Below are 15531 nucleotides of genomic sequence, written 5' to 3' on the forward strand. Positions count from 1 at the left end.
CATCCCAGCCTGACCAAGCAACGTTGAGGTCTTCCATGCGAACTCATTGCGATCTCATGACGATCCGATGACTCCGCCCGGGGCGCGGGGCTCAGCGGGGCATGTCGAGGCGGTAGCCGAGCCCCCGCACCGTCACCACGATGCGGGGATCGGAGGGATCGACCTCGATCTTCGTGCGCAAGCGCCGCACATGGACGTCGACGAGTCGTTCGTCGCCGAAGAAGCCTTCGTCCCAGGCCCTTTCGAGGAGCAGGGTGCGGGTGAGCACGCGGCCCGGATTCGCGGCCAGCTCACACAGCAGCCGGAATTCGGTGATGGTCAACGGAATCTGATCCTCGCCCCGCCGCACCGCGCCACCCTCGGGCGAAAGCACCAGCGGCGCAGCCTCGTCGGGGTCGAGCACGATCTCGGTGAGTGGTTCGGTCACCGATTCGTCGGGCAGCCCGCCCAGGTGCGGGCGCCGCCTCAGCGCCCGCATGCGCGCGCTGATCTCCTTGATCTCGAACGGCTTCGTGACGAAGTCGTCGGCCCCCGCCTCCAGGGCGGCGACCACGTCATGGGTGTCGTTGCTGGCGCTGACCACCATGATCGGGACCTCGTGCGCGCGCCGGACCTCACGAATACAGGTGAAGGCGTCCATTTCACCGGACAGGAGGTCCACGACCATCACGTCCGGCGCGCCGTTCACACGCAGCTGTTCCAGCGCGGCCTCACCCGCGCCCGCCTCGGCGACCTCGTATCCTTCCTCTTCCATCGCCGCCCGCAAGGCGCCGCGGACCCCGTAGTCGTCCCCCACGATCATCAGGCTCGCACCCATGTTTCAATTCCTTTTCGCGTTCGACAAAGTCGAATACCCGAACCTTAGTTGCCCGAAACATGCTGGCTTTTGCGGTGTGCACGCGATTGCTGGCGCGCAATGATGGAATTGCCACACGTCAAACATGCTTTTCATGCGACTCCGGAGGAAGGCGCGGCTATTCACTCGGTCCGGTAACCCGCAGGTCGCATGTGCGACATTGTGAGAACAGGCACAAGGTGTTTCGAATGCGAAATCGTGGTTTTCGGGGCCTATTCCCGGACGGCGATATAGATGACCGGCCCGCGCGCCGGATCCAGCCAGCGCATGAGTCGGTCCAGGTCGGCGGCGGGAACCGCGACGCAGCCCGCGGTCGGGTGGCCGTCGCCGACGTGCAGGAAATAGGCCGATCCGGCCCCCGCGACGACGGGGGCGCGGTTGTAGTCGATGACGACGGCGTGATCGTAGGCCGGGCCCGCGCTCCCCAGATCCTCACCGGCCGATTCGTCGAACGGACAGCTACCGGGCGCGCAACTGTGATGCGTGTTGTAGAACCGCGACGCGGTGTCCGACACCCACCAGTCCGAGGTCGTCACCCGCCGGTACGGCAGCCGCGTGCCATTGTCGGCGGCGATGCCGAAAGCCTCTGTCAGCGACCAGATTCCGGCGGGTGAGCGGGTCGCCGATTCGCTGGCGGGGCCGATGCCCTGCGCGCCGACATCGGCCCGCAGCGGTCCGATCGCCCGAACCCACTGCGCCCCAACCCGATCCCACGCGCTGAGGGTGGCCGTCGTCGCGTCGGCCGAATCGGAGATCACGGTGATGACCTGCCCGGCCGGGCCGCGGTAATCGGGTTGATCGTCGGTCTCGGAGTGCCGCCGGCCGCAGCCGACCGCCACGGTCAGCAGGGCCGCGGTGACCGCGGCCGCGCTGAGCAGGCGTCGACGGGAGGCGGCCATCAGGACAGGCGGTGCTCTTCGATGTCGGTCGACAGCGTGTTGCCGTTCAGCTCCAGATACAGGTGCCGGTCGGTGATCGAGAGCGTGAGCGCGTTGCGGCGCTGCAGGAACGGGGTCGCGTCCTCGATGAAGGTGGGGTCGAACGAGTAGACGCGAATCTCCGAGGCGTGGTGAATCCGCTTGGCCGGGAGCTGCGCCAGCACCTTGACCGGATCCCGGTGGGTGTAGATGACCACGCGGTCGGCCAGTTTGCTGCCCCGGTGGATGCGGGCGGCGTCGGGTGCGCCCACATCGATCCAGGCGGTCATGCGGGTGGTGAGATCGCGGATCATCACCGGCGGTTCATCGGTGGAGGAGACGCCGCCGACACTGAACGCGATGCCCTCCTCGTACTCGAGGCAGTAGGCCAGCACCCGGGTCAGCATGTATTCGGCCGTCTCCGAAGGATGCTGGGCGACCCGCAGATCCAACTCCTCGTACACCCCCCGGTCGATGTCGGACAGTTGCACGGCGAAGGTATGGAGAGTCGCGTTCAGGGCCATAGTGCTTGCAGCTTAGAACACCCCTGGTTCAGGGCTCGTCGGCGAACCGGCCCGTCGCCAGGGCCGCGTCGCGCAGCCGCGCCGGGAAGCCCGGGCCCAGCCGGGCGGAGATGTCCTCATGGCGCAGCGGCTCGCGGCAGTGCGCGCACACCACCTCGGCGTGGGTGTCGTGGTCGCAGGCGGTGTGGTGCAGCAGCACCGGCTCCCCGGATTCGGGGGCCAGATAGCGGTCGCCCCAGGCCATCATGGCCGCGATCACCGGAAAGAAGTCGCGGCCCTGGGTGGTGAGCCGGTACTCGTGGCGCACCGGACGATCCTGGTAGGGGACCTTGTCGAGCAGGCCCGCCTCCACCAGGCGGGTCAGCCGCTGGGTGAGGACATTGCGGCTGAGCCCGAGGGTGGATTCGAAATCGTCGAAACGCTTGGCGCCGTAGAAAGCTTCGCGCAGGATCAGCGGCGTCCACCAGTCGCCCAGCAGGTCGACGGTGCGGGCGACGGTGCACGGCCAGTTCGCGAAACTCGTACGTTTCATGTGGTCACGGTATCCAGGCGGGCGGGAACGTACTTGTGCCAGGGGGTGCCGACCCATTCGTCGCGATCCTCGACCGAGGTCAGCTCGTTGGGCGCGGTCCCGGTGGTGACCGGGGTGCCGTCGGCGCCGGCGACCGAGAGCCCGAAACCGTTGGGCAGCGACAGGTGGCCCGAGCGCATCCGGTCGGTGGGTTCGACGGGCACGCGCGCGGTGCCGCGGCGGGTGGTGACCTGCACCAGGTCCCCGGCGGTGAGCCCGAGCCGTTCGGCGTCGCCGGTGCTGATGCGCAGGGTTCCGGCCGCATCGCGCTTGCGCCAGGCCGGGTCCCGGAAGATGGTGTTGGCGGTGAAGGCCCGCCGCTCCCCGGCGGAGAGAACGAACGGCCAGGCCGCGAGGTCGTCGGCGGCGGGCTCGGGCAGGGTCGCGACCACCTCCAGCAGCTCGGGTACCTCCAGCCGGATCACCTTGTCGCGCACCCGGTTCCAGGTCTCCTCGTAATCGTCCTCGGAGATCACGATGCCGTGCTTGCCCGTCAGGATCGCCTCGAACAGCCGCTCCCCCGCCTCCAAGCCGGTGCCGTACCCGGCACGCTCGACGCTGGCCGGGAACTTGCGGACCATGTTGTAGGCGGCCGCCCACAACAACGCCGCCGACGCCGCGCCATCGGGCAGGGTCTCCCCCAGCGTCCGGTACAGCAGCACGGGAGCCAGTTTCGAGCGGGCCGGATCGCCCAGAATGCCCAGGAAGGCCATGGCGAAGGCCTCCCGGCCCTGGGCCAGCGCGGCCCGCAGCGGCGCGTAATCGGCCTCGCCCAGCACGCCCGCGGCCTCGACCAGGCGGGCGTGGATCTCGGGTTCGGGTAGCACGCCCGCGGGGGCGGGCAGCACGGGGTGGCGCAGGTGGAAGATATTGCGCGGGAAGTCGAAGTTGAAGAAGGTGGCCTCGAACTTCTCGAACTGGGTGGGCGCGGGCAGTACGTAGTCGGCCTCGCGGGCGGTCTCGGTCATGGCGACGTCGATGACGACCACCAGTTCCAGCGCCCGCAGCGCCTCGCGCATGCGGGCCGAATCGGCCAGGGAGTGCGCGGGATTGGCGCTCTCGATGACCATGGCCCGGTAGCGGGCGGGGTGGTCGGTGAGGATCTCCTCGCTGATCACATTGCACGGCACCAGCCCGCTCACGATCTGCGCGCCCGCCACCGGGCTCTTCGGGCCCTCGCCGGCCGGGTGGCCGCGGTCGTGGCCGAGATTGCTCAGTCCGGTGAAAGCGTATTGGGTGCCGGGCTTTCCGACATTGCCGGTGAGCAGCCAGACCAGCTTCTCGACATAACTGACCACGGTCGAGTACCGGTTCATCTGCACGCCGAGATCCTCGAGCGCCGCCACGGATTCGGCCGCCGCCAGCCGGTGCGTCGCCGCGGTCACCAGCTCCGGGTCGACATCGGCGATGGCGCAGTACTTCTCGATCGGCACCGCCCGCAGCACCTCGAGGACGGCGTCGAGTCCGGTGGTGTGGGCGGCCAGCCACTCGCCGTCGAGGAGGTTGTCGCGCACCAGGATCGCGGCCATGGCCGTGAGCAGGTACACGTCGGTGCCGGGCTTGAGCTGCAGGTGGAAATCGGCCAGTTCCGCGGTCTCGGTGCGGACCGGATCCAGCACGATCATGGACCGGGCGGGATCCTTGGCGATCTCCTTGAGCACCGTGCGCGCTCGCGGGAAGCCGTGCGACTGATAGGGATTCTTGCCGATGAAGAACGCCACCTCGGCGTGCTCGACATCGGCGCGCATCGGGTAGCCCGTCATGCGCGCGCCCACCCAGAAGTCGCCGGTCTTCTCCTGCGCCAGCGCGCTGGAGCGGTACTTCATGCCGAAGGCGGCCATGGTCGCCGGGGCGTACGCGCCGCCCAGGTGATTGCCCTGACCGCCGCCGCCGTAGTAGAAGATCGACTCCCCGCCGAAGTGGTGGCCGATCTCGAGCAGCCGGGCCGAGATCTCGGAAATCGCGGTGTCCCAATCGATTTCCTCGAAGCCGCCGTCGGCGCGGCGGCGCAGCGGCGAGGTCAGGCGGCCGGTGCGCCCGTTCTGGTAGCGGTCCAGCTGCAGGGCCTTGTTACAGGTGTAGCCCTCCGAGGCGGGATGCAGCTTGTCACCGCGGATCTTCTCGAAGGACCGGCCGTCCGGGCCGAGCAGCACCTGGATGCCGCAGTTGCACTCGCACAGGATGCAGGCCGTGGGCCGCCACTCCGTCATGTGAGCAGCGTAACTCGAGTCAGTTCACTAGCGCTACTAACTCAGAGATCCTTGACCACGATCCCGAACGCGTGCGCGAACACCGGGGCCAGCTCGAGCAGCTGAGTGTTGGTGACCAGCGCGCCCGACAGCGACTCGACACCGCTGGATACGCCGATCGACCGGGCCTGGCGCAGATCTACCTTCTTCAGCTTCGCGTTGCGCAGCGACAACCCGGAGATCTCCGAGCCCGGGAAGCTCACCGAGGTCACCTTGGCCTCGCTGATGTCCACATCGCGCAGCACGCAGTCCACGAACGAGACATCGGTGAGGGTCGCGCCGCGCAGGTTCACCGAATCGAACTTGCAGTTGTGGAAGCTCACCCGGCGCAGCACCGAACCGAACGCCTCCACCCCCGACAGCGCGGCCATCACGAATTCCACGTCCATCCAATTGGTTTCGGACAGGTCGGTGCGGATCCAGCGGGTGCTGCCCAGCCAGACGTCGTTGAAGCGCGAATACCGGAAGAAGCCGCCGTTCACGGTGGTGGCCGAGATGGCGCACTCGGTGAAGGTGACCCCGCGCAGCTGTGGGTCGTCCAGGGACAGGCCGTCGAAATGCGCGCAGTCGTACGCGCCTTCGTCGCGCAGCGCGTCCTGCGGTTCCAGGAAACGGGCGAAGGGCAGGTCTGCCAGCTCACGCGGCATTATCGGGCTCCTTGCTGGGGAGATGACGAGCTCGGATCGGCGAACACGCCCGACTGTATGCCCGTCAGCGCGGCGCGGATTCGCCGGAGGTCAGTGCGGCGAGCAGATCGCGCAGGGTATAGCGCTGTTCCGCGGTGAGGGCGGCGAACATCTCCTCGGCGGCGTCGCGCCGAGCCGCGAACATGCGGTCGAGCGCGTCGCGACCGGCGGCGGTCGGGGTCACCAGGGTGGCGCGGCGATTGGCCGGATCCGCTTCGCGGGCAACCAGACCCGCGGCCACCAGCGCGTCGACCACAGTGGTGGCCGAGCGCGGCACGATGCCCAGGTGTTCGGCCAGCGCGGACATGCGCAGCGGTTCGTCCCCGTGCTCGGCGGCGCGGCCGATGATGCGCAGCGCGCGGGCCTGGGCCGGGGTCAGGCCGAGCGGGGACAGTCGCGTGGCCTGGGTGCGGTGCAGGCGTTTGGTCGCGCGCAGGAACAGGTCGGCGAGGTCGTCCTCGCGGGGTTCCCCGGTGGCGCGCGGCTGGCCCGCGGGCGTGCTCGACATGATTCAGAGCATAACTCATTGTCCTCGGAACAATAATGAGTCAGACTCAGTTACAGCGTGTGACTCCCCGCGAAAGGAGGCGCTGTGACTTCGAAAGCGAATCAGACTTCGGAAACAGAACTTCGCCGGATCGTCCGGCTCTTCCACCCCAATCGGGGACGCCTGGCCCTGGTCGCGGCCCTGGTCGGCCTGGCCTCGCTGGCCGGTCTGGCCTCCCCGTTCCTGCTGCGCGGCATCATCGACGATGCCCTGCCCGGCGGCCGCACCGGCCTGCTCACCCTGCTGGCCGCGGGCATGATCGCCGTGGCCGCGTTGAACAGCGTGTTCGGCGTGCTGCAGGCCTACATCTCCACCGGCGTCGGCCAAGACGTCATGCACGATCTGCGCTCGGCGGTCTACGCGCGGCTGCAATCCATGCCGCTGTCGTTCTTCACCGCCACCCGCACCGGCGAGGTGCAGTCGCGCATCGCCAACGACATCGGCGGCATGCAGTCCACCGTCACCTCGACGCTCACCTCCCTGGTCTCCAACTTCACCTCCGTCGTCGCGGCGGTCATCGCCATGTTCGCGCTCGACTGGCGGCTCACCCTGGTCTCGCTGACCATGCTGCCGCTGTTCGTGTGGATCAGCCGCCGGGTCGGCTCCGAGCGCCGGCGCATCACCGGGGAGAAGCAGCGCAAGCTGGCGGGCATGTCGGCGATCGTGGAGGAATCGCTGTCGGTGAGCGGAATCCTGCTGGCGCGCACCATGGGCCGCTCCCCCGCCCTGGTCGAGGACTTCACCCGGGAATCGCGCGGGCTGGTGGATCTCGAGATCCGCGCCAGCATGGCCGGGCGGTGGCGGCAGTCCACCATCTCCATCGTGATGGCGGCCATGCCCGCGGTGGTCTACTGGGCGGCGGGCATGACCGTCGCCTCGGGACACCCGCTGGTGTCGATCGGCACCCTGGTCGCGTTCACGACCCTGCAGAGCGGCCTGCTGCGGCCGTCGGTGATGCTGCTGTCGACCGGTGTGGACATCCAGAGCTCCCTGGCGCTGTTCGGGCGCATCTTCGAATACCTGGATCTGCGACCCGATATCGAGGAGCCCGTGCGACCCACCCCGTTGCCCGAGCGGGTGACCGGTGCGGTGCGGTTCGACCGGGTCGGCTTCGCCTACGACGCGGACCGGGACGTGCTCAGCGACATCGATATCGACGTGCCCGCCGGGACCAGCCTGGCCATCGTCGGCGAAACCGGTTCGGGCAAGACGACTCTCGGCTATCTGGTGGCGCGGCTCTACGACGTGACGGCCGGACGGGTCACCGTCGACGGGGTCGATGTGCGGGACCTGTCGTTCGCCGACCTGTCCGCGGCGGTGGGCGTGGTGTCGCAGGAGACCTACCTGTTCCACTCCTCGGTCGCCGACAACCTGCGCTTCGCCAAACCCGATGCCACCGAGGCCGAACTGCATGCCGCGGCGCGCGCGGCGCAGATCCACGACCACATCATGAGCCTGCCCGACGGCTACGACACCCTGGTCGGCGAGCGGGGCTACCGGTTTTCCGGCGGCGAGAAGCAGCGGCTGGCGGTGGCGCGGGCGATCCTGCGCAATGCGCCGATCATGGTGCTCGACGAGGCGACCAGCGCACTGGACACCCGCACCGAGCGGGAGGTGCAGGCCGCCATCGACACGCTGTCGGCGAATCGGACCACCATTACGATCGCGCACCGATTGTCGACCATCCGCGACGCCGATCAGATCGTGGTGCTCGACCGCGGCCGTGTGGTGGAGCGCGGGACGCATCGGGAACTGGTCGAGCGCAATGGGTTCTACGCGGAGCTGCTGGCCCGCGACACCTTCGACGACGTGGTCGGGTCGTTGGACGTCTGACCTGGACGGATCGCACCGCTCACGGCGGACCAATCGGTATTCTGGGTCCGGCCGACCGCAGCGGCCGGCCGCCACCGACCGTTATCGGGAGGATCCGGATGCCCACGACAGACAAGGTTTGGCCGCAAGGAACTCCGTGTTGGGTCGACTGCTCGGTCGACGATCCCGCCGCCGCGCGGGACTTCTACTCCCAGCTGCTCGGCTGGGAAGTCCTCGACAGCCCGCCCGAGGCCGGCGGCTATCTGATGGCCATGCTCGACGGCAAACCCGCCGCCGGCATCGGACCCAAGATGGGCCCCGACCCCATGCCCTCGGTGTGGACCACCTACTTCGCCGCCGACAGCGCCGACAAGATCGCGGGCGCGGTGACCCAGGCCGGCGGCGCGGTCTTCATGCCGCCCTTCGACGTCATGGACGTCGGGCGCATGTTCATCGCCGCCGACACCGCGGGCGCGGTGTTCGGCGTCTGGGAAGCCAAGGCGCACACCGGCGCCCAGATCTACAACGAGCCCGGCGCGTACTGCTGGAACGACCTGCAGACCACCGGCTACAAGCCGTCACAGGACTTCTACAACTCCGTCTTCGGCTGGTCCTTCGACGAGATCGGCAACGAGCAGATGCCGTACTCCACTTTCGCCGGTCCGGACGGACGGCCGATGGGCGGAATGGCCGACAGCAGCGGCCAGCCCGCCGGCGCACCCAACTACTGGCTGACCTGGTTCCAGGTCGCGGGCGCCGACGCCGCGCTGAACAAGGCGAACTCGCTGGGCGCGACCGTCCTCATGGGTCCCTCGGACAGTCCCTTCGGACGCATGGGCATCGTGTCCGGACCGCAGGGTGAGGTGTTCGGCCTCATCGACACCACCGTCACCAGCGGCTGACGCGACACCACCGTCACCAGCGGCTGACGCGCAGCCAAGCACGAGGGCCGAGTGGCAGTGCGCCACTCGGCCTCTCGCGTACTCGGAGCGGTTCGCGTCAGGCGAAGAGCCGGGCCACGAAGGGCACGCTGTCGGCCAGCGAGGCCAGCATCGCGCCACTGTGGTCCTTGCCCGCGTAGACGTGCACCTCGGGGAAGGTGCCCGCCAGCGCCATGTCGGCGACCAGCTTGGCGGTCAGCGGCGCGGGAACGTCGGTGTCGTTAGTGCCCTGGCCGATGAACAGCGGCCGGTCGTACCCGGTCAGGGGCACATCCATGACCGAGCGCGCGGTGGGCACGAAATCGCCCTGGGCCAGCGGACGCGACAGCAGCCGCCCCAGCGTCAGTCCGTCGGCGCGTTCGGCCAGCGGCGTGAAGCACAACGTCTTGGCGTCCTCGACCAGGTCCTTGCCTTCCGGGCTGAGGTAGCTGTCCAGGTCGAAGTCCGGGCGGGCCGCCTTCAGGCCGTTGAGGACGTAGGTGGCGTAGGCGGTGATGTGCGGGGACCCGACGGTCGTGCCCGGGCCGATCAGCGTGGCCGCGTCGACGATATTGGAGGCCGGGCCGGTGGCCACCGCGCCGCGGTAATCCAGTTCGGGCGCATAGCGAGTCGCGAGCGAGGCGGTGAACACCGCGGCCCCGCCGCCCTGCGACTGACCGATCGCGACCCACTTCGAGGCCAGCGACCGGTCCACGGCACGGGCGGCGCGCACCATGTCGATGGCGGCGTGCGCCTCGGCGCGGCCGTCGAGGTAGGCGTGCACGCCGGGGGTGCCCAGCCCGATGTAGTCGGTCGCGACGATGGCGTAGCCCTGCCGCAGCCAGGTGGCCAGGAAGCCGTTGTCGCGCTCGGAGCGACCGGTCACCGAGGGCGCGCAGTCGTCGCCGATGCCGACCGTGCCGTGCTCCCACGACAGCACCGGCCAGCCGCCGGGCGGCGGGGTGCCCGCCGGGGTGAACACGACGCCGGTGGACAGCGCCGGCTGATCGGCGGAATCGCGAGTCCAGTAGGTGAGTTTGCGGGCCGATCCGGTGCCGTCGAGCCACAGGTGCTGCGGCAGCTCCGCATTCGCGACGACCGCGCCCGGGGACGTGCTCTCGGCCTGAGCCGGCGGGGCGGCCACGGCGGTGGCGGCGAACGGCCCGGCGGCCAGCACGGCCGCCGAAACCAGGGTGATCATGGCGCCACCGCGCAGGGTGATCATGGCGCCACCGCGGCGGGGCCAGGCACATCGCGTCATCGAGGAGTCCTCTCGTACTCGTCTCGCTCCGGTGTCACAGTGAGACACTTCCGCGAGACTATCCTGAGAAGTGTCACTTTGAGACACCAGGGGGTGACACGGCACGAAAGGTCGGGATGACGGCAGCCACCGGGATGCGGGAACGCGAGAAGGCCAGGGTACGGCGCGAGCTGATCGACGCCGCGCTGCTGCTGTTCGAGCGGCGTGGCTTCGAGGCGACCACCGTGCAGGAGATCGCCGACGCCGCGCAGGTCTCGCGGCGCACCTTCCACCGCCACTTCCCCGCCAAGACGGCCGTGGTCTTCAGCCACGAGGAGGACGTCATGTCCTACCTGCTGGCAGCCCTGGACCGCCGTCCGCCCGGTGAGGCGGTATTCGTCGCGTTGCGCGCGGCGCTGCGTGACTTCCTGCTCGACGACGCCGAACTCGACCTGCGCCGCCGCCAGGCCGACACGGCCCGGCGGGCGCGACTGGTGCTGATCGCCAATCCGCAACTGCGCCAGGAGAATTTCACCGGGGCCTTCGGCCGCCGCGACGCCCTGGCTCGCAGTTTCGCCCGCCGGGCCGGGCTCAGCGCCGACGACCTGCGGGCGAAACTGGCCGCCGCGACCTGCTTCGCGGCCTTCGGCGTCGGGCTCGACCATTGGGTGGCCGGCGCGGACCCGTCACTGCGCAGCCTCTACGAAATCCTCGACGACGCCGTCGCCGCGATCCAGCACGGGCTCGAGATCCCCGCGGCGACACGCGGATCCGGGCGGTAGCCGCCGCTCAGCGCAGCAGTCCGCGCAGCCTCAGATCGGCCGCGTACTTGTCGATGAGCGACCGGCCCAGATGCGGGATATCGCCGGTCGGGCCGAGTTTCGCCTGTTGCACCGCGGTCTGGAAGCGCTTGGCTGGGAGCGCCGCGCCGGGGATCGGCGGCGCGGGGTGGCGGTAGGCGTGCAGCAGCGGGAGCAACGAGTAGGAGCGTTGTTTCTCCGGGAGCGCGCGCAGGGCGGTCTCGAAGCGGGTGAACCAGTCGTGGTGCGAGTCGATGCGGTCGATGGGATGGCCGGACTCGATGAGCCAGTCGACGAATTCGTCGAGGGAGATGCCGTCGTCGTGCGGGTTGAGCACGTCGTAGCTGTCGAAACCCGCGGTGACGCGGGCGCCGAGAGCGGTGATGGCGGCGGCGGTGAAGTCGGCGGGCAGGCCGTCGTAGTGGGCGCGCTGCCGTTCGCCGCGAGCGTCCAAGGCGTAGAACGACTTCGGGGCCAGGCCGGTGGCGAGCACGCTGAGCAGCAGGCGGGTGAACATGTCGGGCAGGTTCAGCTGACCGGCGAAGGTGGTGTGCGCCAGGATCATGTCGGAGCGGAACACCGCCACCGGCAGCCCGCACAGCTCGTGGGCCTCGCGCAGCAGGACCTCACCGGCCCACTTGCTGTTGCCGTAGCCGTTGGCGTAACCGTCGTCGAGGGAACGCACGGGGCTGATCTCGCGGATGTCGCCGTCCTCGGTGAAGACCGCGGGATCGATCTGCGCGGCCACCGCGACCGTGGACAGGTACGTCACCGGCTTGCGGACCGTGGTCAGGGCCAGCCGGATCACCTCGGCGGTGCCCACCACATTGGGGGCGAACAGCTGGTCGTAGGGCAGCACGTGATTGACCAGGGCGGCGGGGTGCACGATCAGATCGACGGTGGCGGCCAGGTCCTGCCACACCTGGTGATCCAGGCCGAAATACGGGTCGGCGAGGTCACCGGCCAGCACGCGCAGGCGGCGCGCGGCGAGCTCCCGGTAGCGCGCGAGCAGCGCCGGATCACCGCTGTCGAACACCTCGTCGAGCCGCGCCCGCGCGGACTCGGCGTCGCGGCCGCGGATCACGCAGATCAGGGTGCCATCCGAATCATCCAGGCGCTCCAGCCATTCCAGGCACAGGAACCGGCCCAGGTAGCCGTTGGCGCCGGTGAGCAGCACTGTGCGCGGCGGCTGCGGGGCGAGCCGCAGATCGGGGGCGGCCGCCAGGGTCGGCGCGTCGAGGAACTTGTCCAGGGTGAGGTCCGCGGCGCGGATCTCGGTGCCGCCGTGCACCGTCGCCGCGGTCGGGCGGATGTCACCGGCGCGCGCGGCCTCGATGTACGCGGCCAGCCCGGTGAAGTCGTTGGCGGGACTGACGATGACGCCCACCGGCACCTCGATGCCGAAGATGTCCCGCAGCAGCGTCGAATACGACAGCGCCGACAGCGAATCGCCGCCCAGATCGGTGAAGTGCTCGTCCGCCGCGGGCTCACCGCCGCCCAGGATCGCGCACGCCGCCTTGCGCACCGTCTCGAGCACCGGCCGGTCGGTGGCCGCGACGCGCAGCGCGGCCAGCTCGTCCTCCTGCCGCCGGGCCTGGGCCCGGTAGAGCTCCTCGAGCCGGTCGCCGTAGCGTTCTCGCAGCTTGGGCCGCAACAGTTTTCCGATCCCCGACAGCAGCCCGTTGTCCTGGGTGAAGGGCTCGGATTCGAGCAGGAACTCGCGCGGGATCTCGTAGGACTCCAGGTCGGCGTCCTTGGCCAGCTGCCGCAGCGACTCAGCGATGGCGGCGGTCCGTTCGGCGGGCTCGAGCGCGCGGGCCGCGTCGGTGGGCACGATGACGGCCAGCAGATGCGAGCGTTCGCTGGAGCCGTGTACGAAGATCTGGGCGATGAGCGGGCTGGTGGCGTAGACCGCCTCCAGCTTGGCCACCGTCACGAACTCGCCCTGCGACAGCTTGAGCACATTGTTGCGCCGGTCGACGTACACCAGGTGGTCGGGGCTGACCTCGGCGACGATGTCGCCGGTGCGGTAGAAGCCGTCCTCGTCGAACATCTCCGCGGTCAGCTCGGGCCGCTTGAAATAGCCGGGGACCTGCAGGATCGACTTCACCAGGAACTCGCCGCGCGGATACGGCTTGTCGGTGGCGAAGTAGCCGAGTTCGGGCACGTCGGCGAGCTTGTAGTCGAGCACCGGGGGCCGGCGGATCTCGTTGTCGATGAGCAGGCCGCCGCCCGCCTCGGTGGAGCCGTAGCCGTCGATGAGCGGCTGATCGAGCACCGCGTTCATGAACTCCTTCATCTCCGCGGAGATGGGCGCGCTGCCGACCATGACGCGGGCCAGGCGCTCACCCAGGAAGTCCTGCCGCAACGCGGTTTTCGCGGCGGCCGCGGCCTCCTCGGCGGACGCGCCCGCGGCCAGGCGGCGCTGCGATTCGCTCTGGTAGCGCTGGAACACCATCTCGCACACGCGCGGCACGAAGAACGCCTCGGTGGGCTGGGCCAGCCGGAAATCATCGAACAGGGTCGACATGTCGCCCGAGGCGGTGCAGTAGGCGGTGCCGCCGCGGGAGAAGGTGCCGTTCACCACCATGCGCCCGGCGACGTGGCTCATCGGCATGTAGCAGAAGTTCAGCACCGGGACCGGGATCTGAGCCGGGCCCTGCCACATTCCGGTCACCAGGCGGTGGGTGTAGATCGCGCCCTTGGGGGTGCCGGTGCTGCCGGAGGTGTAGATGAGCAGCGCAGGCTCGTCGGGGTCGGCCGGCACGTAGGGCGGGACCGGCGGCAGGTCGCGGCCCCGATCGGTCACGGCGGCAAGGGTTTCCAGCGTGAGCGCGGCGCCCGACTCCGCGATGCGGCGGCGCGCGGCGGCATAGGTCTCGGCCTGGCCGTCGTCGCCGGGATCGAAGTCGAAGACCACCAGCGATTCCACCGGGGTGCCGTCGAGGACGCAGTCGAGGGCGGGAATGAGTAGTTCCAGGCTCACCGCCAACGCCCGGGCACCGGTCTCGGTAATGATCGAATGCCATTGCGCGGCCGGGGCATTCGCCTGCAACGGCACACTCACCAGGCCGAGCCGGACGGTCGCCAGCTCGACCGCGGTGAGGTCGCCGCTGACCAGGCCCAGCGAGCACAGAAAATCGCCGGGGCGCAAGGGATTCCGTGTGTCCGCGTGCCAGGCGGCGGCGAGTGCGCCCGCGCGCGACCACAATTCGCGGTAGGTGATGGCGTGATACTCGGGCAGCAGCCGCCGGGTGCGCCGGCCATCCGGGCCGGCGACGATCTCACCGGCCCGCTCGGCGATGGCCGGACGGTCGGCGTACCCGTCCATGAGGATCGCCACGACCTCGGCCATCGCCAGTCCGGGCCGCTGGGCCGCGGCCGCGATCTCGGGCGAGGGCACCAGCGCGCGGACCTGATCGTCGACCAGCAGCGCCTCGAAGCGCCGGGCGGCCTCGGCGCGGGCGAGCCGATCCGCCAATCGCTGGGTCAGCTCCGCACGCGCGACGTCCTCGACCATCACTGCCTCCCTGGATCTCCCGTGACCGCACGCCCCGAATCCGGTTCGGGCGCCGGGATTTCTCCCAATCACTTAGCTTCGCTAAGTATCCTTACGATGCGGGCGCGGAGCAGGAAAGTCAAGACTCCGCGGTGCATCCCCGAACAACAGAATGCACCGCGCGTCAGTTGGGGGCTAGCTGTAGCCCAGATCCGCCACGGCGGCATCGATCAGATCCGCGATCGCGCCCGGCTGCGAGGCCAGCGAGGCGTGGCTCGCGGGCAACTCCACGATGCGGCGTGGACCCATGCGCTCGGCCATGCGCCGCTCGTTGTCCGGGTTGATCATGCGGTCCTCGGTGGACACCTGATACCAGGTCGGCTTGGCCTTCCACGCCGGGGCGGTGACCGGGTCGCCGAAGGCCGAACCCACCGGAGCCTTCTGGGTGACGGCCATGACCAGGGCCTCGTCCTCGGTCAGGTCCTGACAGAAACTGTCGTGGAATTTGTCCTGCGCGATCCACAGGTAGCCGTCCGAATCCGGCGCGATGGCCGCGACCGCCGCCGGGGGCAGCTGCTCGGTGATCTGACCGGGGCTCTCCCCCGCGTCCGGCGCGAAGGCCGCGACGTAGACCAGGCCCTCGACATTGGGCAGATCACCGGCCTCGGTGATGACCGCCCCACCGTATGAATGACCCACCAGCAGGACCGGCCCGGCGATCTGGCGCACCATCTTCTGGGTCCGGGCGGCATCGTCGGCCAGCCCGGTGAGCGGGTTCTCCACCGCGTACAGCGACTCGTAGCCGCGCCGCCGCAATTCCACGATGACCTTGGCCCAGTGCGCCGCACCACCCCAGAATCCGTGTACCAGAACGATCGCAGGTTTGTCCGCCATGGCGTATCTCCTCTCG

Annotated in this window: 13 protein-coding genes; 3 read left to right on the forward strand and 10 right to left on the reverse strand. The window is 69.4% G+C overall.

The window, feature by feature from the left end; translation table 11 throughout:
- Positions 1 to 91: 91 nt before the first annotated feature.
- The 7 genes from ACFRAQ_RS27925 to ACFRAQ_RS27955 form a co-directional block, all read right to left on the reverse strand.
- On the reverse strand, positions 92 to 817 hold the full coding sequence (locus tag ACFRAQ_RS27925; protein ID WP_379104817.1) for a response regulator transcription factor: 726 nt from the start codon (positions 815 to 817) through the stop codon (positions 92 to 94).
- Positions 818 to 1068: 251 nt separating this feature from the next.
- The gene (locus tag ACFRAQ_RS27930; protein WP_379104819.1) at positions 1069 to 1755 is read right to left on the reverse strand and encodes a L,D-transpeptidase; all 687 of its coding nucleotides are present in this window, start codon (positions 1753 to 1755) and stop codon (positions 1069 to 1071) included.
- Positions 1755 to 2297 (reverse strand): YaeQ family protein, encoded by a 543-nt coding sequence (locus ACFRAQ_RS27935; protein WP_357287133.1) that lies wholly within the window; start codon positions 2295 to 2297, stop codon positions 1755 to 1757. Before ACFRAQ_RS27935 ends, ACFRAQ_RS27930 begins: the two co-directional genes overlap by 1 nt.
- 28 nt (positions 2298 to 2325) lie before the next feature.
- Positions 2326 to 2829: a helix-turn-helix domain-containing protein gene (locus tag ACFRAQ_RS27940; RefSeq protein WP_357095641.1), complete on the reverse strand. Its 504-nt coding sequence runs from the start codon at positions 2827 to 2829 to the stop codon at positions 2326 to 2328.
- Positions 2826 to 5078, reverse strand: coding sequence for a molybdopterin-dependent oxidoreductase (locus ACFRAQ_RS27945; RefSeq protein WP_379104824.1), 2253 nt, complete (start codon positions 5076 to 5078; stop codon positions 2826 to 2828). Before ACFRAQ_RS27945 ends, ACFRAQ_RS27940 begins: the two co-directional genes overlap by 4 nt.
- A 41-nt stretch (positions 5079 to 5119) precedes the next feature.
- Positions 5120 to 5764: a pentapeptide repeat-containing protein gene (locus ACFRAQ_RS27950; RefSeq protein WP_379104827.1), complete on the reverse strand. Its 645-nt coding sequence runs from the start codon at positions 5762 to 5764 to the stop codon at positions 5120 to 5122.
- 64 nt (positions 5765 to 5828) lie between these two features.
- Positions 5829 to 6311 carry a MarR family winged helix-turn-helix transcriptional regulator gene (locus ACFRAQ_RS27955; RefSeq protein WP_379104829.1) on the reverse strand — a complete coding sequence of 161 codons (483 nt, stop codon included), beginning with the start codon at positions 6309 to 6311 and terminating at the stop codon, positions 5829 to 5831.
- A gap of 84 nt (positions 6312 to 6395) precedes the next feature.
- Between ACFRAQ_RS27955 and ACFRAQ_RS27960 the strand changes: the two genes are divergently transcribed.
- Both ACFRAQ_RS27960 and ACFRAQ_RS27965 read left to right on the forward strand, forming a co-directional pair.
- Positions 6396 to 8183, forward strand: coding sequence for an ABC transporter ATP-binding protein (locus ACFRAQ_RS27960; protein WP_379104831.1), 1788 nt, complete (start codon positions 6396 to 6398; stop codon positions 8181 to 8183).
- Between the two features lie 98 nt (positions 8184 to 8281).
- Positions 8282 to 9064, forward strand: a complete 783-nt coding sequence (locus ACFRAQ_RS27965; RefSeq protein ID WP_379104833.1) for a VOC family protein — start codon at positions 8282 to 8284, stop codon at positions 9062 to 9064.
- A gap of 97 nt (positions 9065 to 9161) precedes the next feature.
- Here the strand turns inward: ACFRAQ_RS27965 and ACFRAQ_RS27970 are convergent, their stop codons facing one another.
- Complete coding sequence (locus tag ACFRAQ_RS27970) at positions 9162 to 10343, reverse strand: lipase family protein (RefSeq protein ID WP_379104835.1); 1182 nt, start codon at positions 10341 to 10343, stop codon at positions 9162 to 9164.
- Positions 10344 to 10459: 116 nt separating this feature from the next.
- Here ACFRAQ_RS27970 and ACFRAQ_RS27975 point away from each other — a divergent pair, with 116 nt between their 5' ends.
- The gene (locus ACFRAQ_RS27975) at positions 10460 to 11104 is read left to right on the forward strand and encodes a TetR family transcriptional regulator (protein WP_379104837.1); all 645 of its coding nucleotides are present in this window, start codon (positions 10460 to 10462) and stop codon (positions 11102 to 11104) included.
- A gap of 7 nt (positions 11105 to 11111) precedes the next feature.
- Here ACFRAQ_RS27975 and car read toward each other — a convergent pair whose 3' ends face one another.
- Both car and ACFRAQ_RS27985 read right to left on the reverse strand, forming a co-directional pair.
- Positions 11112 to 14642: a carboxylic acid reductase gene (gene car / locus ACFRAQ_RS27980; protein WP_379104840.1), complete on the reverse strand. Its 3531-nt coding sequence runs from the start codon at positions 14640 to 14642 to the stop codon at positions 11112 to 11114.
- A gap of 174 nt (positions 14643 to 14816) precedes the next feature.
- The gene (locus ACFRAQ_RS27985; RefSeq protein ID WP_379104842.1) at positions 14817 to 15515 is read right to left on the reverse strand and encodes an alpha/beta hydrolase; all 699 of its coding nucleotides are present in this window, start codon (positions 15513 to 15515) and stop codon (positions 14817 to 14819) included.
- Positions 15516 to 15531 lie beyond the last annotated feature (16 nt).

Source organism: Nocardia sp. NPDC056611 (genome assembly GCF_042792755.1).
In the GTDB taxonomy this organism is placed as follows: domain Bacteria; phylum Actinomycetota; class Actinomycetes; order Mycobacteriales; family Mycobacteriaceae; genus Nocardia.

Bases quoted from the DNA above. Each gene is read 5' to 3' on its own strand.
- ACFRAQ_RS27975 (WP_379104837.1), top strand. From the start codon at position 10,460: ATGACGGCAGCCACCGGGATGCGGGAACGCGAGAAGGCCAGGGTACGG.
- ACFRAQ_RS27935 (WP_357287133.1), bottom strand. From the start codon at position 2,297: ATGGCCCTGAACGCGACTCTCCATACCTTCGCCGTGCAACTGTCCGAC.
- ACFRAQ_RS27930 (WP_379104819.1), bottom strand. From the start codon at position 1,755: ATGGCCGCCTCCCGTCGACGCCTGCTCAGCGCGGCCGCGGTCACCGCG.
- ACFRAQ_RS27965 (WP_379104833.1), top strand. From the start codon at position 8,282: ATGCCCACGACAGACAAGGTTTGGCCGCAAGGAACTCCGTGTTGGGTC.
- car (WP_379104840.1), bottom strand. From the start codon at position 14,642: ATGGTCGAGGACGTCGCGCGTGCGGAGCTGACCCAGCGATTGGCGGAT.
- ACFRAQ_RS27950 (WP_379104827.1), bottom strand. From the start codon at position 5,764: ATGCCGCGTGAGCTGGCAGACCTGCCCTTCGCCCGTTTCCTGGAACCG.
- ACFRAQ_RS27985 (WP_379104842.1), bottom strand. From the start codon at position 15,515: ATGGCGGACAAACCTGCGATCGTTCTGGTACACGGATTCTGGGGTGGT.
- ACFRAQ_RS27970 (WP_379104835.1), bottom strand. From the start codon at position 10,343: ATGACGCGATGTGCCTGGCCCCGCCGCGGTGGCGCCATGATCACCCTG.
- ACFRAQ_RS27945 (WP_379104824.1), bottom strand. From the start codon at position 5,078: ATGACGGAGTGGCGGCCCACGGCCTGCATCCTGTGCGAGTGCAACTGC.
- ACFRAQ_RS27925 (WP_379104817.1), bottom strand. From the start codon at position 817: ATGGGTGCGAGCCTGATGATCGTGGGGGACGACTACGGGGTCCGCGGC.
- ACFRAQ_RS27940 (WP_357095641.1), bottom strand. From the start codon at position 2,829: ATGAAACGTACGAGTTTCGCGAACTGGCCGTGCACCGTCGCCCGCACC.
- ACFRAQ_RS27955 (WP_379104829.1), bottom strand. From the start codon at position 6,311: ATGTCGAGCACGCCCGCGGGCCAGCCGCGCGCCACCGGGGAACCCCGC.